The sequence below is a fragment of the Bradyrhizobium sp. HKCCYLRH3061 genome (assembly GCF_051168015.1).
Lineage (GTDB): Bacteria > Pseudomonadota > Alphaproteobacteria > Rhizobiales > Xanthobacteraceae > Bradyrhizobium.
Window position 1 is genome coordinate 245,490 of sequence record NZ_JBNPUE010000007.1, and the last position, 24,076, is coordinate 269,565.

Here is a 24,076-nt window from a genome sequence, read left to right on the forward strand (position 1 = left end):
GACGTGCTCCAGCTCACGACGGCGAACACCGAGAACGCAGGCTTGGGCGGTTTGTTCCAAGGGATCCTGTTAAATTGCCGCCGAACCGGCGCCAGGGTGCGCTTGCAGCCGGACGCCGCCGGCCAGGGGCTGCGGCTCAACCCATTGGCGAATGTGGCCTTAATTACTTCCTCAGGCTGAGAATGTAGCCTGCCAGGTCGGCCGCATCATTCGCACTGAGCGGATTGTTGGCCATCGTTGCGTGGGGAAGCAGGAGGAACTTGGTCAGCATCTCCTTCGTCACGTCGTCCCTGGCCGCGATGGCGACGAACGGCCGCGCGCGCCGGAACTTGGTTGGCTTGGTGGCCACCGCGTGGCAGGCGGCGCACCAGCGCTCGGCGAGCTGGCGGCCGTGGTCGAGATCCTCGGCGGCCGCCGGAGCGGAGAGCAGGACCAGCAGCAGCAGCAGCGATGGTACGGAGGCACGTCGCACGCCCGGTTCTCCTCACAGCGGCTGGTCGTCGTCGGTCGACGGCTGGTCCTGCAGCGAGACGATGTCACCGCCGCCGAACTCGTCCTCTGGCGGCGGATAGACCCACATGTGGTCGCGCACGCTCCTGACGCCCTGGACGCTCTTGGCCGCCACGATCGCCGTGGCCCGCTCCTTCTCGTTGCGCACCGCCCCCGTGAGACGCGCGATGCCGTTGCGGACGACGACGTTGAAGCGGCCATGCTTGCAGGCGGCCTGGTCGAGTGAATCGAGGATGGCGCTGCGGATGCCGTCATCGTCGGGGGTGGGGCCCGGAACGGCAGTGGCGAGGTCGGCCACGGTTTGCAGGAAATCCGTATGTGTCACCACGCCGGCCAGCCGGTCGCCACTCATCACCGGGAGACGCTTGATGTTGCGCTTTTCCATGATCTCGGCGATCTCCGCCAGGCTGGCATCGGCGCTGACGGTGACTGGAGGCTGGCTCATGATGTCGCCGACCGTCCGGCCGTGGGAATGGACGAAGTCGGCGCCGATGCGACCGCGGCCGACCAGGAGGTCGAGCCAGCGGCCTTGCCTGCGCTCGGTGCCGAGCTCGGCGCGGCGCAGGAAATCACCGTCCGTCACCATGCCGACGAGCGTGCCGGACGCGTCGACCACCGGCAGCCCGCCGATGTGGTTGTGCAGCATGATCCGCGCTGCCTCGGCCACCGGGGTTCCGGGCGTCACCGCGATCACGGATCTGGTCATGATTTGATGAGCGCGCATGTCGTCGTCTCGTGCAATCGCTACGGTCGCAATCGATGGAGAATAGCTCCGCGGCATCGCGCGCGCTTGACCAGGATCAATCCGAGGTCGTGCCGCCCTACACGATCCTTGACGTCTTGTTGCCCCAATAGCGGTCGCGCAGCAGGCGCTTGTAGAGCTTGCCGGTCGGCAGCCGCGGCAGCTCCTTCTCGAAATCGATCGAGCGCGGCACCTTCTGCCGCGACAGCGACTGCCGGCAGAACGCGATCAGCTCCTCTTCCAGCTCAGGCCCGGGCATGATGCCCGACATCGGCTGGACCACCGCCTTCACCTCCTCGCCGAGATCGGGATTGGGCACGCCGAACACGGCGGCATCGGCGACCTTCGGATGCGTGATCAGCAGGTTCTCGCATTCCTGCGGGTAGATGTTCACGCCGCCGGAGATGATCATGAAGGTGGCGCGGTCGGTGAGATAGAGATAGCCGTCGGCATCGACATAGCCGACGTCGCCCACGGTGCTCATGCTGCCGTCGGCCGAACGGGCCTCCTTGGTGCGCTCGGGGTCGTTGAAGTATTCGAACGGCGAGCCCGTCTTGAACCACACCGTGCCGGCGGTCCCGACCTGGCAAGGCTGCATGTTTTCGTCGAGGATGTGCAGGTCGCCGAACAGCACCTTGCCGACCGTGCCGCGATGCGCGAGCCATTCCGCGCTGTCGCAGGCGGTGAAGCCGAGGCCTTCGGTGGCGCCGTAATATTCGTGGATGATCGGCCCCCACCATCTGATCATGTCCTCCTTGACCTGTGCCGGGCAGGGCGCTGCGGCGTGGATTGCGACCTCGAGCGAGGAGAGGTCGTAGCGGGTCCGAACGTCCTCCGGCAGCTTGAGCATGCGCGAGAACATCGTCGGCACCAATTGGGTGTGCGTGATGCCCCATTGCTCGACGAGCTGGAGATAACGCTCGGGATCGAACGTCTCCATGATGATGGCGGTGCCGCCGACGCGGATGGTGAGGTTGACCGCGGCCTGCGGCGCGGAGTGATAGAGCGGCGCCGGCGACAGGTAGATCATGCCCTCGCGGTAGCGCCACAGCCTTTCCAGGAAGTCGAAGATCGGAAGCTGCTGCACCGGCGGCTGCTCGGGCAGCGGCCGCAGGATGCCCTTCGGCCGGCCCGTGGTGCCGGAGGAGTACAGCATTGCGGTGCCGACGCATTCGTCGGCGATCGGCGTCGCCGGCAGGCCGGCTGTGGCCTCGGCGAGGCCGACGATCCCCTCGCTCTCGCCTGCGCCATCGGCGACGATGCACAGCTCGATGCCGGGCGCCTCCTTCAGCGCCTCGCGCGCGACGTCGAGCTTGGCGAGGGAAGTGATCAGGAGCCGCGACCGGCTGTTATTGAGGATGTAGGTCAGCTCGCCGGGCGTGAGGTAGGAGTTCACGCAGGTGAAATACAGCCCGGAGCGCTCGCCGGCGCCGCACGCCTCCAGATAGCGGCTGTTGTTCTCCATGAAGATCGAATAGTGGTCGAGCCGCTTCAGGCCGCGTTGGCGGAACAGATGCGCCAGCCGGTTGCTGCGCGCCTCCAGCTCGCGATAGGTCACCGCCTCGCCGGTCGAGGCCATGATGAAGGCAGGCTGCAATGGGCGCAGCCGGGCGTGCTTGCCGGTGTACATGTGTCCTCCTGCCGATGCGCGCAGCTCGCCGCGGCGCGCGGGCGGGAGGCGCCTGCCGCGGCACCTCGGCATGGCGACGCGATGCAGACGATGCTGCCTCACGCGTCCAGGCGGTTTCCGTCCCTGCGCACCATCCCGGCGGGACGGCTCGTTGTTTGGCGCGAATGTAGCGGAGGAGCCCGCCTCTCTCAACATGGCTGTCAGCCGATTGACCGAGGCGGGAAGGGGATGGGCGCGGCCGGGGTTCTGGCATAACATCAGCGCGCATTCCAACGAATGACATCTCAAGACCAAGAAATGCGGGGAGAGACCATATGAAATCGGGTTTGCTGGCTATTGCGGCCGTCGGTGCGCTGCTGGCGGCGGCGCCGGCGTCGGCACAGGTCAAGATCGGCATCCTCAATGACCAGTCCGGCGTCTATGCCGACTACGGCGGCAAATATTCCGTCGAAGCGGCCAAGATGGCGATCGAGGATTTCGGCGGCGAGGTGCTGGGGCAGAAGGTCGAGCTGGTCACCGCCGACCACCAGAACAAGCCCGATCTCGCCTCCACGATCGCGCGGCGCTGGTACGACACCGAGGGTGTCGACATGATCACCGAGCTGACGACGTCGTCGGTCGCGCTGGCGATCCAGGAGCTGTCGAAGGAGAAGAAGAAGATCGACATCGTCGTCGGCGCCGCGACCTCGCGCATATCGGGCGATGCCTGCACGCCCTACGGCTTCCACTGGGCCTATGACACCCGCGCGCTCGCGGTCGGCACCGGCGGCGCGCTGGTCGAATCCGGCGGCGACACCTGGTTCTTCATGACCGCCGACTACGCCTTCGGCTATGCGCTCGAGAAGGACACCAGCGACATCGTGACGTCGAAGGGCGGCAAGGTGCTGGGCTCGGTGCGCATCCCGCTCAACTCGTCGGACTTCTCCTCCTTCCTGCTGCAGGCGCAGAGCTCGAAGGCCAAGATCATCGGGCTTGCCAATGCCGGCCTCGACACCACCAACTCGATCAAGCAGGCGGCCGAGTTCGGCATCGTCAAGGGCGGGCAGAAGCTCGCCGGCCTGCTGATGACCCTGTCCGAGGTGCATGGCCTCGGGCTGGAGGCGGCGCAGGGCCTGATCCTCACCGAAGGCTTCTACTGGGATCGTGACGACAAGTCCCGCGCCTTCAGCGAGCGCTTCATGAAGCGCACCGGCCGGATGCCGAGCATGATCCACGCCGGCACCTATTCCGCGACCTTGTCCTATCTGAAGGCGGTGAAGGCCGCCGGAACCAAGGACTCCGACGCGGTGGCTGCGAAGCTGAAGGAGCTGCCGGTCGACGACGCCTTTGCTCAAGGCAAGGTGCTCGCCAACGGTCGCATGGTGCACGACATGTATCTGTTCGAGGTAAAGAAGCCGTCGGAATCGAAGAAGCCGTGGGACTACTACAAGCAGCTCGCCACGGTGCCCGGCGACAAGGCGTTCTTCACCGCCAAGGAGAGCGGCTGCCCGCTGACGAAGTGATCCTGCCACGCTAAAGGGGTCGTCCCGGCGAAAGCCGGGACGACGGAAGAGGGCGGAGCGGTCAGCCGTGCAGCATGCGCCAGAGAATGGCGATGAGCGCGCCGACCAGCAGCGCCGAGGCGGCGAGCGCCTGCACGCCGAAGCCGGGGCCCCGCTTCTCCGCGGCCTTGGCGTAGGACAACATGTACATCGCGCGGCCCGCGATCCAGACGAGGCCGATCAGGGCCGCGATCGTGTCGCTGACATAGATCGCGAACAGCCACAGCGCCGGCAGGAAGATCGGCAGCCATTCCAGCGTATTCACCTGCACGCGATAGGTGCGCTCGAAATCGAGATTGCCGGTGACGGCCGGCGCCTTCACGCCGAACCGGGCGCGCGCCTGCGCGACGCGGACCGCCATGTAGAAATACAGCATGAGCGCGAGCACGGTGACGAGTGCGGTGAAATGATACATGCGCGGTTCCCCCCTTGATGACGGCCTGTTAATATCCCGTCAGCTCGAGATAGCCCACCCCGGTGTGGCTGCCCTTGAAGCTGATCGGTCCCTCCCAATACGGCACGCGCGTGCCCATCCAGGCCTTGGGGTTGAGCGGCGCGGTGTCGATGGCGATGCCGAGCGCGGCGATCTCGACGCGCCAGCCGACCGGCAGCTTGCGCTCACCGATCGTGACCGTCTCCTTTGGGCTCATGGCAATGTCTCCGGGCCCGAGTGGGCGCGAGGCGCCGTCGGCCGGGATCCAGGTGCCGGACGTGTAGTCGCCGTTGCCCTGCCGCATCCGGTACAGCATCAGCTTCTCGCCGCCGGAAAAATGCAGCGCGAACCAGTCCCAGCCGCTCTGGTCAGAGGCCAGCGGCTGGCTGCTCCATTCGCGGTCGAGCCAAGCCTGGCCTGAGACCTCGACCGGTTGATCGTCGAAGCTGATGCGGCCGCGGGCGCGGTAGAACGGCTGGCTGTAGTAGTAGGAGGCCTGACCGCGCTCGGATTTGCGGCTGTAGCCGCCGATGCCCTGCAGCACCACGGGACGATCGGCCTCGAGATGCAGCGCGTAGGAGAAGTCCGGTCCCGCGGCGCGCATGTCGAGCGGCGCCAGCGCTCGATCGTCGGTCGCGGCGGTACCGCGCAGTTGCCAATCATCGATCCAGGCCTGGAACGGCTTGGCCTCGACGCCGGCCTGGCCGACACCGCCGCGTGCGAACTTTTCCGTCGAGCGGTGGCTGTCGGCGCGCGTCACGGCGGCATGCGCCATCCACAGCTGCTGATTGTCGAAGCCTTCGCCTTGCGGCCCCGGCCGCGCCGCCGAGCGGAACAGCGTCCATTGCAGGCCGTAGGCCTTGCCGCTGGCGTCGCTGAGATTCGCGGTGACGTACCACCATTCGATGCGGAAATCGTCGTGCGGGCCGTGGTCGGCGGGGAATGAGAACGTCCTGCCCGGCGTCACCGCCGCAAAGCCGTCGGCGCTGTCGCTGAGGCCCGCAAAGCCCTGCCCGCGCGCAAGCCGCGGCAGCGCCAGCAGGCCTAGCCCGCCGATCAGCCCGCGCCGCGATATGGTCGCCCTAGCGCTCAATGGTGAAGGTCCTGACCAGATCGGCCGGCTGCATCCGCGCCAGCCGCAGCACCGGCAGCAGCGAGGCGATCACCGCCGCCACCAGCGTGACGATCAGCAGCCGGATGAGCTGCAGCGGAAACACGTCGAACGGCAACCGCCAGCCGAACGCCTTGACGTTGACGATCGCGATCAGGCACCACGCCACGACGAGCCCGAGCGGCAGCGCCAGCAGCGCGGTCAACCCGGCGAGCGACAGCGTCTTCAGCAGCTCGACCTCGGCGAGCCGCCGCCGCGTCAGCCCGATCGCCCAGAGCGGCGCGAGCTGCGGCAGCCGCGAGTTCGCGAGGGTCAGCAGGCTGGTCAGCAGCGCGATCGCCGCGACGCCCAGCGTGAAGGTGTTGAGCGCGCCGGTGACCGCGAAGGTGCGGTTGAAGATCTGCTTCGACTCCTGCTTCACGGTCGCCTGGTCGATGACATTGCGGCCGTCCAGGCCGAACTTGTCGGTGAGAGCAGCGATCAGCCCCGGCACGTCGGCCGGCGCCGCGCGCACGGCCATGCGCGTGATCGGCGTCGCCGGAAAGCGCCGCGTCAGCGCGGCGACGTTGACCGTGACCTGGCCCTTCGGATTGCCATAGTCGGCATAGATCCCCACGACAGTGATGCGCCAATCGCCGGTCGGCGCGGCGAGGTCGATGCTGTCGCCGACAGACAGATGGAGCCGCCGCGCCAACTGCTCGCTGACGAAGCCTGCGTCGCCGCGCACCAGCTGCTTCCACGCGTTGGCGCCGGCCTGCAGCAGCGGCCAGTGGTCGCGATAGGTGTCGTGATCGGGCAGGCCGAGCACATCGATCGGCGCGCCCGCCAACTGCGTCTCGGCGCGGCCGCCGGGCAGCACAGCCTGCACCTCAGGCCGTGTACGCAGCCAGCTTTGAATCTCGCGCGCCTGCGCCTCGTCCGCAGCGCTGATGTAGACGTCGGCGGCGAGCCGGCCGTCGAGCCAGACCAGGAAGGTGCGGCTGAAGGTCTCGACCATCGTGGCGACGCCGACATTGACGGCGAGCGCCAGCAGCAGCGCCATCAGCGCCAGCGACAGGCCCGAGATCTGCTGGCGGCTGTCGGCCCAGAACCACTGCGCCAGCGCCGTCCGCGCGCCGCGCTCGCCGAGCCGCAGCACGAGCTCCAGGACCGCCGGCAGCAGCAGCGCGGCACCGAGCATCATCGCCGCGAGCACGCCGAAGCCGGCCAGCAGCGATTGTCCGAGCCACAGCAGCAGACCTGCTGTGACGAAGAAGGCGAGCGCGATGGCGCTCTGCAGCTGCAGCCAGCGCCGCTGCGCCTCCTGCCACGCATAGGGCTGCGCGGTGGAGAGGATCGGCAGCCGCATCGATTTGATCAGGCTCGTGGTCGCGGCTGCGAGCGCGCCGGCGATGCTGATGACGAGGCCCGCAAGCCACCATTCCGGCTGCAGGCTCAGTTCGCCCGGCACCTGCGCGCCATACAGCCCGCGCAGCGATGCCGCTACGTTCGGCAGCAGCGCGGCGGCGATGATGTAGCCGCACACCAGTCCGGCCAGGCCCGCCACCAAGGCAAAGCCGATCAGCTCGCCGATCAGCACGCCATTGAGCTGCCGCGCCGACACGCCGCAGGCGCGCAAGGTGCGCAGCACCGGCAGGCGCTGCTCGAAGGCAAGACCGATGGCGGAGTTGACGATGAACAGGCCGACGACGAACGACAGCAGGCCGAAGGCGGTGAGGTTGAGGTGGAAGCTGTCGGTCAGCCGCTCCAGGTCGGTCTCGGCCTCCGGCTGCACGAGCTGCAGCCGGCCGCCGGCGAATGATTGCAAAGCGTCTCGCTTGCCCGTCGCCTTGCCGACCAGCAGCCGCGAGATCTGGCCGGGCTTGTCGAGCAGCCGCTGCGCGTCGCTGATATCGACGACGAGCACGCCGGGCGCGAGCTGCTGCTGCGCCATCAAGGGCGGCAGCTTGACATCGTTGCTGAGCCGCGGCGTCGCGCCGTCCTTGACTCCGAGATCGGCCAGCGTGTCCGGCGAGATCAGCGTCCGATGCGGCGGTGTCAGGAACGCCTCGAGCTCGCTGCGGCCGACCATCGGCGCATCGCCGACCTCCCGGGGGATGCTGAACGGCTCGATGCCGAGCAGCCGCAGCGAATGGCCGTCGATCTGCACGCGGCCCTCCAGCACCGGCGACACCGGCCAGCCGGCGCGGCGCAATTCCGCGAACACGCTCTGCGGCAGCATCTTGCCGTCGGTCGCGACCAGCATCGGCGTGCGCGCGCCGCCGAAGATCGCGGCGGCGCGATCATACGAGCTGCGCGCCTGCTGATTCAGCGCCTGCACGCCGCTCCACAGCGCGGTCGCCGAGATCAGCCCGATCAGCAAGGTCGCGAGCTGCATCGGATGCCGGCGCCAGTGGCTGAGCAGCACCGCTAATATCCACAGCGCGCGTCTCATGCGATGCGTCCGGCATGCAGGTGGACGTGACGGTCGAGCATCGCCGCGAGCCGCGCGCTGTGCGTCACCATCAGGAAGCCGCAGCCGGTGCGCGCGACGAGGTCGCGCGTCAGCGCCATCACCTCGTCGGCGGTGTCCTCGTCGAGGTTGCCGGTCGGCTCGTCAGCAAGCAGCAGCGCCGGCTTGATCGCCAGCGCGCGGCCGATCGCGACGCGCTGCTGCTGCCCGCCCGACAATTGCTCGGGATAGCGCTTGAGCAGCGGCTTCAGCCCGAGCCGCTCGACCAGCTCGCTGTGCCACGCCGGATCATGCCGACCGGCCAGCCGCGCCTGGAAGCTGAGATTGTCCTGCACCGACAGGCTCGGCACCAGGTTGAACTGCTGGAACACGAGGCCCAGCCGCTCGCGCCGGACCGCCGCGCGTGCCGAATCGTCGAGCGCGCCAACCGCAGCGCCGTCCAGCAGGATGTCGCCGCCGTCGGCGGCATCGAGCCCGGCGATGAGATGCAGCAGCGTGCTCTTGCCGGAGCCGGATTCGCCGGTTAGCGCGACGCGCTCGCCGGAGGAGACGTCGAGGTCGACGCCACGCAGAACATGGATCGGTTCGCCGCCGGATCGATAGGATTTGGTGAGATGACGGACGCTGAGCACGGGCATGATCGGGGTTGTTGCGTCACAACATAACAAGGGCCAACGCGAACATCACCTGCTCGTTCGTCGTGACGCCGCCGATGTGATGCCGGCCGCGCGCAATCAGGTTGCGAGGGTATCGCGATGCAGCCCAAGAGGGCGGATTCCCGCGTTGCAGCAACAACTTAGCGCGCGAGCCGGTTGCCTGCGGAGCCGCTTCGTGGGTAGCATCGTCGAAACGCCCGGATGACAGGGGCGGATCATGACAGAACGGGGAACGACCATGGCCGCGCCGACGACGCTGAAGGGCACATCCCGCGCAAGCGCGACCCCGAAGGGGGCCTGGAAGATCACCTTCCTGCTGTTCCTGTTCATGCTGGTGAACTTCGCCGACAAGATCGTGGTCGGGCTCGCCGGCGTGCCGATCATGACCGAGCTCAACCTGAACGCCGAGCAGTTCGGCCTGCTCGGATCGTCCTTTTTCTTCCTGTTCTCGATCTCCGCCATCGTCGTCGGCTTCGTCGTCAACAAGGTGCCGACGCGCTGGGTGCTGCTGGTGCTGGCGCTGATCTGGGCGGTGGCGCAGTTTCCGATGGTCGGCACCGTCGGCTTCACCACGCTGCTGATCTGCCGCGTCATTCTCGGCGCCGGCGAAGGTCCCGCCGCGTCCGTGGCCGTTCACGCCGTCTACAAATGGTTTCCCGATGAGAAACGAGCGATGCCGACCGCGATCCTGTCACAGGGGTCGGCGTTCGGCGTCATCCTCGCGGTGCCCGCGCTGAACTGGATCATCGTGAATCATGGCTGGCACTATGCTTTCGGCGCGCTCGGCGTGGTCGGGCTGATGTGGAGCGTGGCGTGGCTGTGGCTGGGCAAGGAAGGGCCGCTGGCCGAGGTCGAATTCGCCGGCCTGCGCGAGCAGCGCGTCCCGTATCTGCAATTGCTGACGTCGCGGACCTTCGTCGGTTGCGTTGCCGCGACCTTCGGCGCCTATTGGGCGCTGTCGCTCGGGCTCACCTGGTTCACGCCGTTCCTGGTGAAGGGCCTCGGCTTCTCGCAGCAGCAGGCCGGCTTCATCTCGATCCTGCCCTGGATCTTCGGCGCGTGCGTGGTGCTGACCACGGGCTTCGTGTCGCAGACGCTGATGGCGCGCGGCGTATCCACCCGCATGGCCCGCGGCGTGCTCGGCGCGACGCCGCTCGTGATCGGCGGCGCCCTGATGGCGATGATGCCGCATGTCGACGCCGCGTCGGCCAAGATCGCACTGCTCGTGGTCGGATCGGGATTGTGCGGCTCGATCTACGTCGTCTGCCCGCCGATGATCGGCGAGTTCACGCCGGTCACGCAGCGGGGCGCCGCCATGGCGATCTACGGCGCGCTCTATACGCTGGCGGGCATCGTGGCGCCGGTGGTGATGGGCAAGATGATCCAGGCCTCCGGCAGCCTGCTCGAAGGCTACATGTCCGGCTTCACCATCAACGCCGTGATCATGGTGATCTCCGGCCTGCTCGGCCTGGCGTTGCTCTGGCCGAACAGCGAACGCGCCCGCCTGCAGGCGCAGCAGGCTGCCGCGCCGGAATTTGCGTGATACAACCCCTGCCGGGGGTCATCAGGAGGCGGCCTCGCATTCATCCTTGCTGAGGTCCTGCACGATGCGCCTGTTTTATCATATGCTGCACTACTGGCGCGGTGCGCGATGCCTGAAGATCGAGGACTTCCCAGGCGCCATCCTCCACTTCAGCAAGGTGATCCAGCTCAACCCGCGCAACTATTACGCCTACCATAATCGTGGCGTCGCCCTTCAGGGCATGGGAAGCCACGCCAGTTCGATCGCGGATTTCGGCCTGGCCCTCAAGCTGAAGCCGAACGCGCAGACATTCGGCGCCCGGGGCGTGTCGCGGAAACTCCTTGGCGACTTCGACGGCGCCTTTGATGACCAGACGCGAGCTCTCGCTCTCGACCCCAGGGTCGCCGCGGCTCATGGCGAACTCGCGTTCCTTCATCACGTGAAGGGCGATTCGGATCGCGCGATCGTCGAGAGCACGACGGCGATCGGCCTCGCACCCAATGACCCCATCATGCAGAGGGGGCGTGGCTATATCCAGTTTTGCCGCGGCAGGTTCGATGCCGCGGCAGCGGACATGGAAAGATCGCTCGCGCTCGAGTTCGATCCCTATGCGGTTCTGTTTCTTTACCTGTCGCTCGCCCGGTTGTCGGGGCGCGCCAGGCCGGACCTCGCCGCTGTCGCATCGCGCTGGACTGCGGCGCAGTGGCCTGGACCGGTGTTCGATCTGCTGATGGAGCGTTCGACGGCGCAGCAGGTGCTGAATGCGACCGCAACGGCTCCCGAACAGGCTGAAGCCTATTTCTACATCGGTGAGTGGCATCTGTTGAACGGCCGCCACGACGAGGCCGCAAGAGCACTCGAAATCGCCCTGCGCTCGTTGCCGCCATGGTTCAACGAATACTCGGCCGCACGATCCGAGCTTGCAAGGCTCGCCGAGACGGTCGCCGCGGCCAGTTGATGTCTCAGCTCACACGGCGCGCTCCCCTGACCAGCCGCCCCGGCCGTGCGCCGGTGGCCTCGCCGTGGCGGCGCGTGACCACGCCGGACACGATCGTCGCGTCGTAGCCGTCGACCTCCTGCATCAGGCGGCGGCCGCCGACCGGCAGGTCGTAATGCACTTTCGGCGGATGCAGGTGCAGCCGGTCGTAGTCGATGACATTGACGTCCGCCTTGTAGCCCGGCGCGATCAGGCCGCGATCGTCGAGGCCGACGGAGAGTGCGGTCTTGCGCGACTGCGCGGCGACGACGAAGGGAATCGACAGTCTGTCGCCGCGCTTGCGGTCGCGGGTCCAGTGCGTGAGCAGATAGGTCGGGAAGCTGGCATCGCAGATGATGCCGCAATGCGCGCCGCCATCGCTGAGGCCGGGCACGCTGCGCGGGTCACGCAGCATCTCGTAGGTGGCATCGAGATTGCCGTCGGCATAATTGAGGAACGGCACGTAGAGCATGCCGCGCCCGCCGTCCGTCAGCATTGCGTCATAGGCCAGTTCCTCGGGGCGACAGCCGCGGGCGCGGGCCTGGGCGCCGAGCGACCGCTCGGGCGGCTGCTCATAGTCCGGCGGATCGCCGAGCAGGTACATCTTGTCGTAGTTCGGCTTGAAGAACAGCGGGTCGTCGGTCGCGCTGGCCTGCTCGCTCAGGATCGCCGCGCGAACCTGCGGATCGCGCATCCGGGTGACGCGCTCCGCCAGCGGCAGATGCGCGATCGCCTGATAGCTCGGATGCGTCTGCAGCGGGTTGCGCGACAGCTCCAGCCCGAGCAGCAGCCCGACCGGACGCGCCGCGATCTGCGCCGTCACCGACAGGCCGCGCGCAGCGGCGGCGTTGATCTCGGCCAGCGTCTGCCGCCAGCGCTGCGGCGCGCGGTCGTTCTGCGTCACCGAGAACGAGATCGGGCATTTCGTTGCCTCGGCAATGCGCAGCATCATCGGCAGGTCTTCATGGATGGTCGAGATGTCGAGCACGAATTGCAGCACGCTGCGGCCGGCGCCGTGCATGGCCTGCGCGATCGTCGTCAGCTCGTCCTCGCCGGCCTTCAAGGTCGGCGTGTAGTCGCCGGTCGAGGTCCGGTGGTTGAGCGTGCGCGAGGTCGAGAAGCCGAGCGCGCCGGCCTTGACCGCATCGCGCGCCAGCGCCGCCATCGCGCGGTTGTCGTCGGCGGTGGCGGGATCACGCCGCGCGCCGCGCTCGCCCATCACATAGACGCGCAGCGCCGCATGCGGCAGTTGCGCGCCGATGTCGAGATCGAATTCACGCTTGCCCAGCCACTCCATGTAGTCCGGAAAGCTCTCCCATTCCCAGGGAATGCCGGCCTCGAGCACCGGCTCGGGAATGTCTTCGACGCCCTCCATCAACTGGATCAGCCGCTGATGATCGGCCGGCCGGCACGGCGCGAAGCCGACGCCGCAATTGCCCATGATCGCTGACGTGACGCCGTTCTGCGACGACGGCGAGATGTCGTGGCTCCAGGTGACCTGGCCGTCGTAATGGGTGTGGACGTCGACGAAGCCGGGCGTGACCAGTTTGCCGCGTGCGTCGATCTCCTCGCGGCCGGATGCTGTGACCTTGCCAACTTCGGCGATGCGGCCGTCCGCAATCGCCACATCAGCCTCACGCAGCTCGCCGCCTGAGCCATCGGCAACGGTTCCACCGCGGATCACGAGATCTGGCTGCGTCATGGCGTGTCTTCCCCGATATTGTCATTATCGGGACATCATCGACGCATGCACGATGATGTCAACACGCGGGAAGAGACAGCAGCGTTGCATGGAGAGGTGGAAGCGCGTCTCAAACGTCGCGCAACTATCAGAGGTGCTCATGATTGCGCCCTCTCCCCTTGTGGGAGAGGGCATGTAGGACAGATCAGCAAGCTCGGTCGGGTGAGGGGTCTCTCTTGGGGTATCTCTCCGCCGGCTTCCTTCGCAGAGCGAGCCCCCTCACCCGACGGAGCACGCGGCTGCGCCGGCGATGCCCTCTCCCACAAGGGGAGAGGGCGCTGCATCGGGCAGCGCGGACGAACTAATAGCTTACTGTCCCTAGGGTGGCAAAGCGACGCCATCAGGCGCTGCGTGCCCACCGTTGGTAGCTGTGGTGTCGGTGACAAATGGTGGGCACGCGTCGCTTTGCCCACCCTACGTCGAAAACTACGCCTTGGCCTTCTTCGGCTCGGTGAAGAACGCCAGCACGATGGTCAGCAGCATGAACACGACCGAGGCGCCGAACACCCAGCGGGGCGCGTTCATGTCCATGATCCAGCCGAACAGCAGCGGGCTGACCACGCCGGCGAAGTTGAAGCCGGTCGAGACGATGCCGAAGGCGCGGCCGGCGGCACCTGGAGGAGCCGCGTTGCGCACCAGCATGTCGCGCGACGGCGCGATCACGCCGCTCATGAAGCCGGCGATCAGCATGATCGCCACCAGCAGCACCGTCGGCAGGCTGACGAAGGTGATGACGAGCACCAGCACGGCGTTGATCGCATAGGCGACGGCCGCGACCAGGTTGTGATGCCTGATGCGGTCGGCGAGCTGGCCGCCGGCGAGCACGCCGACGGCGCTGGCGCCGAGGAATGCGGTCAGCGCGATATTGGCGGTCGAGAACGAGATGCCGTAGCCGTTCATGAATGCGACCACGCCGAAGCTGGCGATGCCGGCGTTGGACAGGCTGAGCAGCATGAAGAACACGGTCAGCAGCATCAGCATCGGCGTCAGCAGGCTGGGCTGCTTCGCCTTGCTGCCGTCGGCAGCGGTGTGGTGCGGATGCGGCGGCACCTCGGGCACGTTGCCGACGAGCAGCAGCAGCGCCGCGAGCGGTCCGACCAGGCCGGCCGCGATCAGCGCGCCGGAGCCGCCGACGGTGGTGACCAGCGCCGCCATCACGGCGGGCGCGACCGCGCCGCCGAGATAGCCAGCGAAGGTGTGCACGCCGAAGGCGCGGCCCATCCGCTTCTCGTCCATGTGGGCCGACAGCAGGGCATAGTCCGAGGGATGGTAGACCGCGTTGGCGAGGCCGAGCAGCACCGCCGAGACGACGAGGCTCGTGTAGGTCAGGTAGAACCCGAGCAGCGCCAGCGACAGGCCGCCGAGCGTGAGGCCGAGCAGCAGGATGCGGCGGGCGCCGGCGCGGTCGACGAGATAGCCGACCGGGGCCTGGGTCAGCGCCGACACCACAGCGAACACGGTGAGCGGAAAGCCGAGCTCGACATAGCCGACGCCGAGCTTCTCCTTGAGGTACGGAAACAGCATCGGCAGCACCAGCATGTGCAGGTGGCTGACCCAATGCGCCAGCGAGATCAGCGCCAGCGTGCGCAGCGGGGAGGCGGCCCGGACCGGAGCACGGACATGTTGCGGTGCGGCGAGAACGTCAGCCATGGTCGATCCGTGTGGCTCCGGTCGTCAGCGATGGAAAAGAGGACGCGTTGCCGGCAAACCGCCGATGCTGCCTAAACAGAGGCGCGCGACACAACGCCACACTATCGGATTGCGGTTCATTGTCCATGAACGCCCGCGCATGGCACCTGCGCGGGATGGCCGGCGGCCGAGGGGCGGCAAGTCACCCGCCGCCGTTCCGGGGTTGTGGGCAGGAAGGCACGGTGTGTCCCCACCACAGGTGTCGTCCCCGCGAACGCGGGGACCCATAACCGCCGGCGGATGTTTGTTGCGCGAGTCGTGCAACACGCAGCCTGCCTCGAGACGGATCACGCGGTATGGGTCCCGGGTCGGCGCCCGCTGACGCTTCGCGTCAACGGTCTTGCCCGGGACGACAGCGAGTGTGGGGCGCGGTCGAAGGCTGCCGAAAGGTGGGAGAGGAGAGCGAGAGCGTAACTCCCTACGGCACCACCGGTCCGCCGGCCTTCTTCCACGCGTCCAGTCCGCCCTCGATATGTGCCGTATTCGCAAGCCCCGCCGCTTGCGCGGTCTGCACGGCCATCGCCGAGCGCTCGCCATAGGCGCAGAAGAACACGATGCGGCGGCCGGTGGCGGCGGCAACCTCGCGCAGCATGCCGCCGGGCTTGAGATTGTCGGCGATCGCAGGATAGGGCGCGTGCAGCGCGCCGGACAGCGTGCCGTGCTTGGCGCGCTCGGCGGCCTCGCGCAGATCGACCAGCAGCACGTCGGGACGTCCCAGGCATTCGATCGCCTCACGTGCCGACAGCGACAGGCCCTGCTTCGCCAGTTCCTCCTGATGCAGCCCGACGCGCATGTTGGCGGGCACCGCGACATCCATCATCTTCGGATTCGGCAGCTTCAGATTCGCCATCAGCGCGACGTAGTCGTCGACCGACTTAACCTGCAGGCGCGGATTGTAGCGGCGCTCCTCGCCGATGGTGGAGACGGTGTCGCCCTTGTAGTCGTGCGCGGGATAGACCAGCGTGTCGTCGGGCAGCCGCAGCAGCCTGTTGAAGATGGAGTCGTACTGCTGCCGCGCATCGCCGTTCTGGAAATCGGTGCGGCCGGTGCCGCGGATCAGCAGCGTGTCGCCGGTGAAGACGCGGTCGCCCATCGAGAAACTATAGGAATCGTCGGTGTGCCCGGGCGTGTACATCACGTCCAGGCTGATGCCTTCGATGGCGATCTTGTCGCCTTCGGCGACGCGCATCGCCACCACGTCGGCTTTGGTCTGCTCGCCCATGATGGTGACGCAATGGGTGCGGTCGCGCAACGCGCCCAGGCCGGTGACGTGGTCGGCGTGCAGGTGGGTGTCGACGGCCTTCACCAGGCGCAAATCGAGCTCACGCAACAGCTGGCAGTAGCGGTCGACCTTCTCCAGCACAGGATCGATGATGACAGCCTCGCCGCCGGTGCGGCTGGCAAGGATGTAGCTGTAGGTGCCGGAGACGCTGTCGAACAATTGGCGGAAGATCATCGGCGCCTCCTTTCGATCAGGATCGTCGTGGCATTAGCACGATCGGCCCGATGTCACCAATGCGGCGGACGCTCGGCAGGCCGGATTGCACCGCGCCATCCGCGGTCACGATTGCGATGCAAATCCGGGATTGCCGTCGACGCCCGAGAGCGTGACCTTGTTGGTTCCGACCAGCACCAGCTGACCGTCGCGCAGGTGGTTGGCGACCACGTCCCACACCGGCTTGCCGTCTTGCGGGTTCATCGAGGCCCAGCCGGCGACCTTGTAGCTCTTGCGCGCGTCGAGCGGGCGGCCATCGTCGCGCGTGAGATCGGAGATGCGGCGGCCGATCGGCTCGGCGGGCGCGCAGCGGTAGGACAGCCCGCCGGTGCGCACCATGTCGCCGCCCTGCTGCAGATACGGATCGGCGTTGAACAGATTGTCGCAGACGTCCTCGAGCACGTTCTTGATCTCTGCGCCCGTCATCCGCTGCACATAGGTCTCGGGATAGGTGATGGCGGTCTGCGCCAGCACGTCCTCCAGCAGGATGGACTGGTTGGCGAGCAAGGTCGGACCCCAGCGGAATCCGGGCGACAGCGCAATCTCGGCGTCGAGCTCGCGGCGCAGCGCCGCGCAGATCAGGTCGTCGGTCGCGCCTTCGAAATTGCCGCGCCGGTACAGCAGCCGGTCCGATGTTGCGAGCTTCTCGCTCCAGGCCGCGACCTGCGGCTGCTGCGTCTGGTCGATCAGCGCCTGCATCGCGGGATCGGGCTTCAGCAGCTCCGAGTAGATGGGCAGCAGCCGATAGCGTGCATCGGCGACGCGGCCCTTGCCGACATCGAGATCGAGCACGGCGAGAAATTTGCCGTTCGAGCCGGCATTGGTGACCAAGGTCGCGCCCTTGGCGTTGCTGACCGCGACCGGTTGCGGAACCGCGTCATGGGTATGGCCGCCGAGGATGACGTCGATGCCGGTGACGCGGCTCGCGAGCTTGAGGTCGACATCCATGCCGTTATGCGACAGCAGGATCACGGCATCGACCTTGTCGGCGCCGCGCAGGCCATCGACCAGCTTCTGCAACTCCTCCTCGCGGATGCCGAACGTCCAGTCCGGCGTGAAGCGGCGCGGATGCGCGATCGGCACGTAGGGGAAAGCCTGGCCGATCACGGCAATGCGGGCGCCGCCGATCTCCTTGATGGTGGCCGGCTTGAACACGCGCCCCGATCCGGGATCGAATGCCTTGGCGTCGTTGAACGCGGCCTCCTCGGTCAGGAACACATTCTGCGCAAGGAACTCGCCCTTGAAGCGGGCGAGGTTGGCGCGCAGCGCCTCCTCGCCATAGGTGAACTCCCAATGCCCGGTCATCGCGTCGATGCCGAGCAGATTGGCGGCGCTCACCATGTCGGCGCCGCGCATCGCATTGGCGAGCCCGGTGCCCTGCCAGAGGTCGCCGCCATCGAGCAGCACCGAGCGATGGTCGCCGGCATCGGCGCGCAGCTTGTCGACCAGCGTCTTCAGATGTGCGAAGCCGCCCATCCGGCCGAAGCGGACGGCGTATTTCTCGAACTCGAACGAGGTGAAGGCATAAGCCTCCGCGCTGTCGGGCCGGATGCCGTAGCGGTCGAGGAAGGCGCGCTCGACCAGATGCGGCGGCCGTCCCCACATCTCGCCGATGCCGAGATTGACGCTGGGCTCGCGGAACAACAGCGGCCGCAGCTGCGCATGCGTGTCCGTGATGTGCAGGATGCGCGCGTTGCCGAATTTCTCGATGTCGTACAGGCTGACGGTGTCGGCGGCGGTCGCGCCGCGCAGCAGCGCCGGCGCGGCGATGGCCGCGACAGCCGATGCTTTCAGAAAATCCCGGCGCCGCATCGTCATGGCCAGCGTTCTAGATCATGATGCGATTCCATGGAATCGCATCATGATCCATCCCTTTGTGTGAGCATGATCTCCGCGCAAACGCCTTCGGCGGTTGTCGCGAGGGAGAACCGGTTGCCACGTCTCCGGATCATGCTCTAGCGGATCTCCATGTCCTTCCAGCGCTGCTTCTCGCTGGTGGCCTGGACGATCGAGGCCTTGGCGAGCGCCTCGGCCTCCTGCGCCGATTTCAGCGCCGAATCGAAATTGCCGGAATCCGCTGCCTTCTTCGCAGCGGTGAGTGCGGCCTGGGTCACGGTCCATTGGTTGCGCAGACGTCCGGCTTCCTTGTTGGCGCTCTCGGCCGCCGCGACCGCCGAGAGATAGTCGGCCTCCGACGCGGCCCGCGCGGAGCCGGCGCCGACCGCGGATACCATCATGGCGAACACGATCTTTTTCATGACGCCTGCTGTCGTGACATTTTTCATGGCCGCGCTCCCGGTCCTGAAACCGGCAGGCCGTTCGACACGTAGGACAGATAATATTCGAGGTTGCGGTATTCGTCCGACTGCGGCTCCAGCGGCACGGCGCGGGTCTGGCTGTTGCAAGTGACGAAGCGCCGGCTGATCGTGCCCATGCCGCTCCATTCCGAGCGGTAGATCGGCATCGCGTTGAGGATGCCGAGCGCCGGCGCCAGGATCTCGGCGCGGATGCGCTCGCCCGGGCTCTGCACATGGCAGCTCGCGCAGGAGAAGTTCAGCTGGCCGCGGCGGGTGTAGAAATACTCCTTGCCCTTCTCGAACGCCTCGAGCGCCCGCGGGTCATCGGGGATCTTGATGTCGAAGCGCTTGCCGCGCGAGGTGAACGCCATGTAGGCGGTCAGCGAGGCCATCTCGTCCTTGACGTAGGAATAGGGCTGCTCGCCATTGGCCTCGCGGCAGCGGTTCAGCGCCAGCTCGAGGGTAATGACCTTGCCTTCCTTGTCGTCGAAATAGGGATAGTTCTGGCGGATGCCGATGCCGCCGTTCGGGAAGCAGTCGGCATAGGTCTTGCCGTTCTTGAACGGCTTGGCGAACATCTCCTTGCCGGCGTCGAGCGCGAACTCGTAAGGAGGGAACTCCTCTTTCTCTTCCCATTGCTTGCGCATGTCGGCGTTCATCGAATACGGCCCGTTGACGAAATCATCGAACGGCACCTTCGGGAACTTCTTGACGAAGTAGTCCTGGAACGCCTTGGCGTCGGCGGCCGGATTCGGCTTGTCCGCGGCCGCGGCGCCGCAGGCGCCGAGAGCGAGCGTGGCCGCGATAGTCAGCGCGAGGCGCGGCGCCATCATTGGATCGTCGCCGTCAGGCTGTCGGTCGCGCCCTTGCTGTCGACCCAGCTCACCTTGAGCTCGTCGCCCTTGGCCGCGCCCTTGAAGGCGAACTTGACGTAGGGGTCCTTGGACACCGCGGTGCCCCAATCGGCCAGGAACACCGTCTTGTCCTTGTGCACGAAGGTGACCTGCTGGATGTAGTGCGCGGGGATCAGTTCGCCCTTGGCGTCCTTGACCAGACCCGTGTCCATCGGGTGCTGGATCAGGGTCTGGACCTCGGCGATGTCGCCGTTCAGGACGGCGCGGACGCGGATGCTCGATGCCATGATGATCTCCTGACCTTAGCCGCCGCAGCCGCCGACGGTGACCTTGACCTCCTTGGTCGCGCTGTAGAGCTTGCCGCCGGATTCGACGAGCGCGATCACGTTGGAGGTCTTGGCCATCTTGAGCCGGTTCGCCACCGCGGGCACGGTGCCGTCGGGGATGTGGTACGACGCCGCCAGCGCGAACGGATTCTCGCTGACGATGAAAGCGATCGAGGTGACGTTCGGCAGCGTGGTCGTCACCGCGATCGGCACCACGCCGCCGTTCTCGGCGATCTCCGGCGCGTCGAGCTTGATCTTGTCGGACGCTTCGTGGTCGCGGCCGTACAGCGCCTTGACAGCGTCGCCCGCGTTCTTCTGCTTGAAGGCGTCTTCCGGATATTTGTTGTCGTTGGTCGCCGCGAAGGCGGGCGCGGCGTGCAGCACGGCGTTGCCGAGGCCGATCAGCGCGACGAGACCGGCGCCCTTCAGGAACAGGCGGCGGTGGGCCAACGGGCCGGACGAGGCAGTCATGGCGGTCTCCAAACGGAATCAGAGGGTCTGCAGGAAATCGACGATGGCGCTGATTTCCTGCTCGGTCAGGATGCGGTTGCGGCCGAACGGCGGCATCACCGTCAGCGGATTGCGCCTGGTCTCGTCGTTGAGAATCGCGATCAGCTCGGCGCGGTCGTATCTCGCCTTGAGATTCTCCAGCTTCGGGCCGATCGAGCCCGGCAGGTCGCCGCCCTTGATCTCGTGGCAGGTCAGGCAGTTGCCCTTGCCGCGGTCGAAGGCGAGCTTCTGGCCGTCGACGGCACCGGACTGGGCGTGAGCGGCCATGGACATGGCGAGCGAGAGCCCCATCGCCAGGGCGGTACGCAGGACAGGTGTGATCAAGGTGGAATTCCGACGTCTCGGTGGTCTCGGTAATATAGGAGCTGCAAAGCATAAAGACCATCGGCTGACAATGCAGCTATAGTGGCCGCCGCAACGCGGTTAACGAAGGCCGTTCATCTGGCGCCAGGAGATTGGTCATGGCGGAGTATGTCGTGGAGTTCGGCCGGGACGGCGGGCCGGTGGAACCGGACGGACGGCTCGACGCGGCCGCGTTCCATCGCAACCACCAGCCGATCTGGGCGGTGCTGGGCCGGCTGCTGGCGGGCAAGACCGGCGACGTGCTGGAAGCCGGCAGCGGCACCGGCCAGCATGTCGTGCATTTCGCCTCCCAGCGCCCGGACCTGACGTGGTGGCCGAGCGATCTCAACGCCAACCACCTCGCCAGCATCGCGGCGTGGCGCCGGCATGCCGGGCTGTCCAACATCCGCGACGCCCAGCGCATCGACCTGTCCGATCCCGGCTGGCCTGCAGTGTTCCGCACCGCGGGCGGCCCGTCGCAGCTCGCCGCGATCTTCTGTGCCAATGTGATTCACATCGCGCCCTGGGCGGTGGCGGAGGGATTGTTCGCCGGCGCCGGGCAGGCGCTGTCGGCGGACGGCGTGCTGGTGCTCTACGGCCCGTTCAAGCGTGACGGCAAGCACACCGCGGTCAGCAATGCCGTGTTCGACACCTCCCTGCGCGAGCGCGATCCGGACTGGGGCGTGCGCGACATCACCGATCTCGACGCGCTCGCCGCGCGCAACGGGCTCGTCTTGCGCGAGACGGTGGAGATGCCGGCCAACAACATGATCCTGGTGTTCGGTCGGACGTCGTGAGTTGTCGACGGCGCTGCTCCGAATTCCGCCGTCGTCCCGGCGAACGCCGGGACCCATAGCCACAGGGTCCAGTTGTGACGCGAGATCGGCGTGACATCTGCCCTCGCGACAAACTCCTGCCGCGGAGAATGGGTCCCGGCGTTCGCCGGGACGACAGCGGTGGGTGGGGCCGGCAGCACGGTAACGGAGCGTAGGCGCTACGCCATCTCCAGCCCCACATGCCGCGCCAGGAACCGGGTGCCCAGCGTGATGAAGCTGGCGCGCTCGCGGTTGTCGGTGCCATAGCCATGGCCGCCGGCGGCGGGTTCGTAGAACCACGCGTCGTAGCCCATGGCCTGCAGCTTGGCGGTCATCTTGCGGGCGTGGCCGGGATGGACGCGGTCGTCGCGCCGGGTGGTCGCGATCAGGATCGGCGGATAGGGCTGGCCGGGCGTGGCGGTGTGATAGGCCGAATAGGTCTGCAGCCAGCTCCAATCCGCGTCCTGATCGGGATCGCCATATTCGGCGATCCAGCTCGCGCCGGCGAGCAGCTTGGTATAGCGGCGCATGTCGATCAGCGGGATGGTGCAGAACAAGGCGCCGAAGCGCTCGGGATAGCGCACCAGCATGTTGGTGATCAGGATGCCGCCATTGGAGCCGCCCTGCGCCGCGATGCGCTTCGGGGCCGTGACGCCGCGGCGGACGAGATCGGCGGCGACCGCGGCGAAATCATCATGCGCGAGCCGCTTGCCGGCATAGCGGCCGGCGTCGTGCCAGGCGGTGCCGAACTCGCCGCCGCCGCGGATGTTGGCCTCCACCAGCGTGCCGCCGCGCTCCAGCCACAGCTTGCCCAGCGCCGCATTGTAGGCCGGACGCAGCGTGTGACCGAAGCCGCCATAGGCGCTCATGTGCACCGGCGCGTCGCCGGTCAGCTCGGCCGGTCCGGTCTGGGTGTAGGGAATACGCTCGCCATCCACCGAGATCGCCTCATGCCGCGTGACGACGTGCCCCTCGGCGCTGAAGGTGCGAGGCGCCTGCTTCAGGATCCCGGGTGCGGCGAAGCCTTCGATCAGTTGCAGCGACGGCGGCGTCAGCGGATCCTGGACATTGGCGAGCAGGTCGCCGTTGCTTTCCGCCTCGTCGGTGTCGAGGCGCCAGACGTCCACCGTCGCGATCTCCGGCAGGCCGGGCAGCCGCTCACAGCTCCACGCCTCCCGTGACGGCGTCCACACCTCGAACCTGGCCCTGAGTTCGTCGAGGATCGACAGCACCAGCCGGCCGCCGGCCCAGGACAGGCCCTGCAGCGCGCGTCGCGGCGCGGGCTCGAACACGCGGGTGAAATCGCGGCGCCCGGCAAGGAATGCCGACAGCCGGAGACCGAGCACCACGTCCGCAGGATGGGTGACCTCGCCGAGGCTCCAGGGCTGGCGCAGCTTGATGGCCATCCAGTCGCCATGCGCCGACATCCAGCAGTCGGTCGGCAGATCGAGCCTGGTCCGCGCGCCGCTGCCGTCGCCGAGCCAGAGATGCTGGTTGAAGAAGTCGATGCCCTCGGCGAACCACACCCGCGCCGGCGCGACGCTGCGATCGACGCCGACATGCACCCATGTCGACTGGCTGCCTTCGGCGGCGAAGATCACCTCCGCCTGCTCGACCGGCTGGCCGCGCCGCCAGCGCCGCACCGTCCGGGCGTAGCCCGACGGTGTCGCCATGCCCGGGCCGAACGCGCTTGCGAGCAGCAGCGTGTCGGCATCGAGCCAGGCGGCGCTGCCCTTGGCCTCCGAGAGCGTGAAGCCGCCCGTGACAAAGCGCTTCGCCGCGAGGTCGAACTCGCGCAGCACCACGGCGTCGCTGCCGCCGCGTGACAGGCTCAGGATGGCGTGCTCATGGGCCGGCGGCAGGCTCGAGACTCCGTTCAGCGCCCAGTCCTCGCCTTCGTCGGCGGCGAGTCGGTCGATGTCGAGCAGGTCATCCCATTGCGGTTGCGCCTTGCGGAACTCCGTCAGCGTCGTACGCCGCCACAAGCCGCGCGGATGCGCCGCGTCCTTCCACTGATTGTACAGCAGCCCGCCGCGTCGGCTCACGAACGGGATGTTGTCGGGCCGGTCCAGAATGGCAGCTAGTGCGTCGCGGTCGCGTGCGAAGGCCGCATCGCCGAACGCGGCGAGCGTGCGCTGGTTCTGCGCCGCGACGAAGGCGAGCGCGCGCTCGCCGTCGATCTCCTCGAGCCACAGATACGGATCGTCATCGGGCGCCGCGATGGTCGGACGATCGTCGATTGACATGGCTCAAGCTCCGCGGGCGCCGTTGACGCGAGAATACCGTCGGCTTGATTAGCCGGGCGGGTCGGGAGTGTCGAATCACGCTCGGTGGCGCGGCCGCTGCCGCATGGCTTGTCTCCGTTCGCGCCCGTTGCCTCGGGCGCGTGCTTCCCCCAATAGTGCGGCTGAACCAGCAAGGCGAAGCGTGCGCG

21 protein-coding genes are annotated in these 24,076 nt (G+C 67.3%); 4 read left to right on the forward strand and 17 right to left on the reverse strand.

All coding sequences use genetic code 11. The features are described 5' to 3' along the window. Positions 1–163 precede the first annotated feature (163 nt). The 3 genes from ACQR2C_RS14780 to ACQR2C_RS14790 all read right to left on the reverse strand — a co-directional run bounded on the left by ACQR2C_RS14780 (position 164) and on the right by ACQR2C_RS14790 (position 2,882). Entirely contained in the window at positions 164–472 is a 309-nt protein-coding gene (locus ACQR2C_RS14780) for a c-type cytochrome (RefSeq protein ID WP_316179378.1), read from the reverse strand. A 12-nt stretch (positions 473–484) separates the two neighbouring features. After that, positions 485–1,234: a CBS domain-containing protein gene (locus tag ACQR2C_RS14785; protein ID WP_434881475.1), complete on the reverse strand. Its 750-nt coding sequence runs from the start codon at positions 1,232–1,234 to the stop codon at positions 485–487. Between the two features lie 97 nt (positions 1,235–1,331). Next, entirely contained in the window at positions 1,332–2,882 is a 1,551-nt protein-coding gene (locus ACQR2C_RS14790; RefSeq protein ID WP_434881476.1) for an AMP-binding protein, read from the reverse strand. A 314-nt stretch (positions 2,883–3,196) separates the two neighbouring features. Between ACQR2C_RS14790 and ACQR2C_RS14795 the strand changes: the two genes are divergently transcribed. Then, the gene (locus tag ACQR2C_RS14795; protein ID WP_434881477.1) at positions 3,197–4,384 is read left to right on the forward strand and encodes an ABC transporter substrate-binding protein; all 1,188 of its coding nucleotides are present in this window, start codon (positions 3,197–3,199) and stop codon (positions 4,382–4,384) included. A gap of 61 nt (positions 4,385–4,445) precedes the next feature. Here ACQR2C_RS14795 and ACQR2C_RS14800 read toward each other — a convergent pair whose 3' ends face one another. From ACQR2C_RS14800 to ACQR2C_RS14815, 4 genes are read right to left on the reverse strand one after another with little or no spacing between them, the layout of a single operon-like run. Continuing rightward, the gene (locus tag ACQR2C_RS14800) at positions 4,446–4,838 is read right to left on the reverse strand and encodes an MAPEG family protein (protein WP_315801661.1); all 393 of its coding nucleotides are present in this window, start codon (positions 4,836–4,838) and stop codon (positions 4,446–4,448) included. Positions 4,839–4,866: 28 nt separating this feature from the next. Continuing rightward, complete coding sequence (locus tag ACQR2C_RS14805; protein WP_434881478.1) at positions 4,867–5,949, reverse strand: lipocalin-like domain-containing protein; 1,083 nt, start codon at positions 5,947–5,949, stop codon at positions 4,867–4,869. Next, complete coding sequence (locus tag ACQR2C_RS14810; protein ID WP_434881479.1) at positions 5,939–8,401, reverse strand: FtsX-like permease family protein; 2,463 nt, start codon at positions 8,399–8,401, stop codon at positions 5,939–5,941. The genes ACQR2C_RS14805 and ACQR2C_RS14810 overlap by 11 nt, the downstream gene beginning before the upstream one ends. Next, positions 8,398–9,057, reverse strand: a complete 660-nt coding sequence (locus tag ACQR2C_RS14815) for an ABC transporter ATP-binding protein (protein ID WP_434881480.1) — start codon at positions 9,055–9,057, stop codon at positions 8,398–8,400. The genes ACQR2C_RS14810 and ACQR2C_RS14815 overlap by 4 nt, the downstream gene beginning before the upstream one ends. A 256-nt stretch (positions 9,058–9,313) precedes the next feature. Between ACQR2C_RS14815 and ACQR2C_RS14820 the strand changes: the two genes are divergently transcribed. Further along, positions 9,314–10,618, forward strand: coding sequence for an MFS transporter (locus tag ACQR2C_RS14820; protein ID WP_316238086.1), 1,305 nt, complete (start codon positions 9,314–9,316; stop codon positions 10,616–10,618). Between the two features lie 64 nt (positions 10,619–10,682). Then, positions 10,683–11,555 (forward strand): tetratricopeptide repeat protein, encoded by an 873-nt coding sequence (locus tag ACQR2C_RS14825; protein ID WP_434881481.1) that lies wholly within the window; start codon positions 10,683–10,685, stop codon positions 11,553–11,555. Positions 11,556–11,559: 4 nt separating this feature from the next. Here the strand turns inward: ACQR2C_RS14825 and ACQR2C_RS14830 are convergent, their stop codons facing one another. The 9 genes from ACQR2C_RS14830 to soxX form a co-directional block, all read right to left on the reverse strand. Further along, the gene (locus tag ACQR2C_RS14830) at positions 11,560–13,275 is read right to left on the reverse strand and encodes an N-acyl-D-amino-acid deacylase family protein (protein WP_434881482.1); all 1,716 of its coding nucleotides are present in this window, start codon (positions 13,273–13,275) and stop codon (positions 11,560–11,562) included. Positions 13,276–13,740: 465 nt separating this feature from the next. After that, positions 13,741–14,964 (reverse strand): MFS transporter, encoded by a 1,224-nt coding sequence (locus ACQR2C_RS14835; RefSeq protein WP_434881483.1) that lies wholly within the window; start codon positions 14,962–14,964, stop codon positions 13,741–13,743. Positions 14,965–15,421: 457 nt separating this feature from the next. Beyond that, positions 15,422–16,459, reverse strand: coding sequence for an MBL fold metallo-hydrolase (locus ACQR2C_RS14840; RefSeq protein WP_434881484.1), 1,038 nt, complete (start codon positions 16,457–16,459; stop codon positions 15,422–15,424). A 105-nt stretch (positions 16,460–16,564) separates the two neighbouring features. Further along, entirely contained in the window at positions 16,565–18,316 is a 1,752-nt protein-coding gene (gene soxB, locus ACQR2C_RS14845) for a thiosulfohydrolase SoxB (RefSeq protein WP_434881485.1), read from the reverse strand. Positions 18,317–18,453: 137 nt separating this feature from the next. Continuing rightward, positions 18,454–18,756 (reverse strand): hypothetical protein, encoded by a 303-nt coding sequence (locus ACQR2C_RS14850; RefSeq protein ID WP_410053204.1) that lies wholly within the window; start codon positions 18,754–18,756, stop codon positions 18,454–18,456. A 23-nt stretch (positions 18,757–18,779) separates the two neighbouring features. Then, a complete protein-coding gene (gene soxA / locus ACQR2C_RS14855; protein ID WP_434881486.1) occupies positions 18,780–19,628 on the reverse strand; it encodes a sulfur oxidation c-type cytochrome SoxA in 849 nt (282 codons plus the stop codon). Then, positions 19,625–19,936: a thiosulfate oxidation carrier complex protein SoxZ gene (gene soxZ / locus ACQR2C_RS14860; RefSeq protein ID WP_315801650.1), complete on the reverse strand. Its 312-nt coding sequence runs from the start codon at positions 19,934–19,936 to the stop codon at positions 19,625–19,627. Before soxZ ends, soxA begins: the two co-directional genes overlap by 4 nt. A gap of 15 nt (positions 19,937–19,951) precedes the next feature. Then, positions 19,952–20,446 (reverse strand): thiosulfate oxidation carrier protein SoxY, encoded by a 495-nt coding sequence (gene soxY, locus ACQR2C_RS14865; RefSeq protein ID WP_434838142.1) that lies wholly within the window; start codon positions 20,444–20,446, stop codon positions 19,952–19,954. A gap of 18 nt (positions 20,447–20,464) precedes the next feature. Next, positions 20,465–20,758, reverse strand: a complete 294-nt coding sequence (soxX, locus tag ACQR2C_RS14870; RefSeq protein ID WP_315717170.1) for a sulfur oxidation c-type cytochrome SoxX — start codon at positions 20,756–20,758, stop codon at positions 20,465–20,467. Between the two features lie 188 nt (positions 20,759–20,946). Between soxX and ACQR2C_RS14875 the strand changes: the two genes are divergently transcribed. Continuing rightward, positions 20,947–21,624, forward strand: a complete 678-nt coding sequence (locus tag ACQR2C_RS14875; protein ID WP_434881487.1) for a DUF938 domain-containing protein — start codon at positions 20,947–20,949, stop codon at positions 21,622–21,624. Between the two features lie 197 nt (positions 21,625–21,821). Here ACQR2C_RS14875 and ACQR2C_RS14880 read toward each other — a convergent pair whose 3' ends face one another. Beyond that, on the reverse strand, positions 21,822–23,888 hold the full coding sequence (locus tag ACQR2C_RS14880; RefSeq protein WP_434881488.1) for a prolyl oligopeptidase family serine peptidase: 2,067 nt from the start codon (positions 23,886–23,888) through the stop codon (positions 21,822–21,824). Positions 23,889–24,076 lie beyond the last annotated feature (188 nt).

Excerpts from the sequence above, each read along its gene's own strand:
- ACQR2C_RS14785 (WP_434881475.1), bottom strand. The coding sequence starts at position 1,234 with ATGCGCGCTCATCAAATCATGACCAGATCCGTGATCGCGGTGACGCCC.
- ACQR2C_RS14790 (WP_434881476.1), bottom strand. The coding sequence starts at position 2,882 with ATGTACACCGGCAAGCACGCCCGGCTGCGCCCATTGCAGCCTGCCTTC.
- ACQR2C_RS14795 (WP_434881477.1), top strand. The coding sequence starts at position 3,197 with ATGAAATCGGGTTTGCTGGCTATTGCGGCCGTCGGTGCGCTGCTGGCG.
- ACQR2C_RS14800 (WP_315801661.1), bottom strand. The coding sequence starts at position 4,838 with ATGTATCATTTCACCGCACTCGTCACCGTGCTCGCGCTCATGCTGTAT.
- ACQR2C_RS14810 (WP_434881479.1), bottom strand. The coding sequence starts at position 8,401 with ATGAGACGCGCGCTGTGGATATTAGCGGTGCTGCTCAGCCACTGGCGC.
- ACQR2C_RS14815 (WP_434881480.1), bottom strand. The coding sequence starts at position 9,057 with ATGCCCGTGCTCAGCGTCCGTCATCTCACCAAATCCTATCGATCCGGC.
- ACQR2C_RS14820 (WP_316238086.1), top strand. The coding sequence starts at position 9,314 with ATGGCCGCGCCGACGACGCTGAAGGGCACATCCCGCGCAAGCGCGACC.
- ACQR2C_RS14825 (WP_434881481.1), top strand. The coding sequence starts at position 10,683 with ATGCGCCTGTTTTATCATATGCTGCACTACTGGCGCGGTGCGCGATGC.
- ACQR2C_RS14830 (WP_434881482.1), bottom strand. The coding sequence starts at position 13,275 with ATGACGCAGCCAGATCTCGTGATCCGCGGTGGAACCGTTGCCGATGGC.
- ACQR2C_RS14835 (WP_434881483.1), bottom strand. The coding sequence starts at position 14,964 with ATGGCTGACGTTCTCGCCGCACCGCAACATGTCCGTGCTCCGGTCCGG.
- ACQR2C_RS14840 (WP_434881484.1), bottom strand. The coding sequence starts at position 16,459 with ATGATCTTCCGCCAATTGTTCGACAGCGTCTCCGGCACCTACAGCTAC.
- soxB (WP_434881485.1), bottom strand. The coding sequence starts at position 18,316 with ATGACGATGCGGCGCCGGGATTTTCTGAAAGCATCGGCTGTCGCGGCC.
- ACQR2C_RS14850 (WP_410053204.1), bottom strand. The coding sequence starts at position 18,756 with ATGAAAAAGATCGTGTTCGCCATGATGGTATCCGCGGTCGGCGCCGGC.
- soxA (WP_434881486.1), bottom strand. The coding sequence starts at position 19,628 with ATGATGGCGCCGCGCCTCGCGCTGACTATCGCGGCCACGCTCGCTCTC.
- soxZ (WP_315801650.1), bottom strand. The coding sequence starts at position 19,936 with ATGGCATCGAGCATCCGCGTCCGCGCCGTCCTGAACGGCGACATCGCC.
- soxY (WP_434838142.1), bottom strand. The coding sequence starts at position 20,446 with ATGACTGCCTCGTCCGGCCCGTTGGCCCACCGCCGCCTGTTCCTGAAG.
- soxX (WP_315717170.1), bottom strand. The coding sequence starts at position 20,758 with ATGTCCATGGCCGCTCACGCCCAGTCCGGTGCCGTCGACGGCCAGAAG.
- ACQR2C_RS14875 (WP_434881487.1), top strand. The coding sequence starts at position 20,947 with ATGGCGGAGTATGTCGTGGAGTTCGGCCGGGACGGCGGGCCGGTGGAA.
- ACQR2C_RS14880 (WP_434881488.1), bottom strand. The coding sequence starts at position 23,888 with ATGTCAATCGACGATCGTCCGACCATCGCGGCGCCCGATGACGATCCG.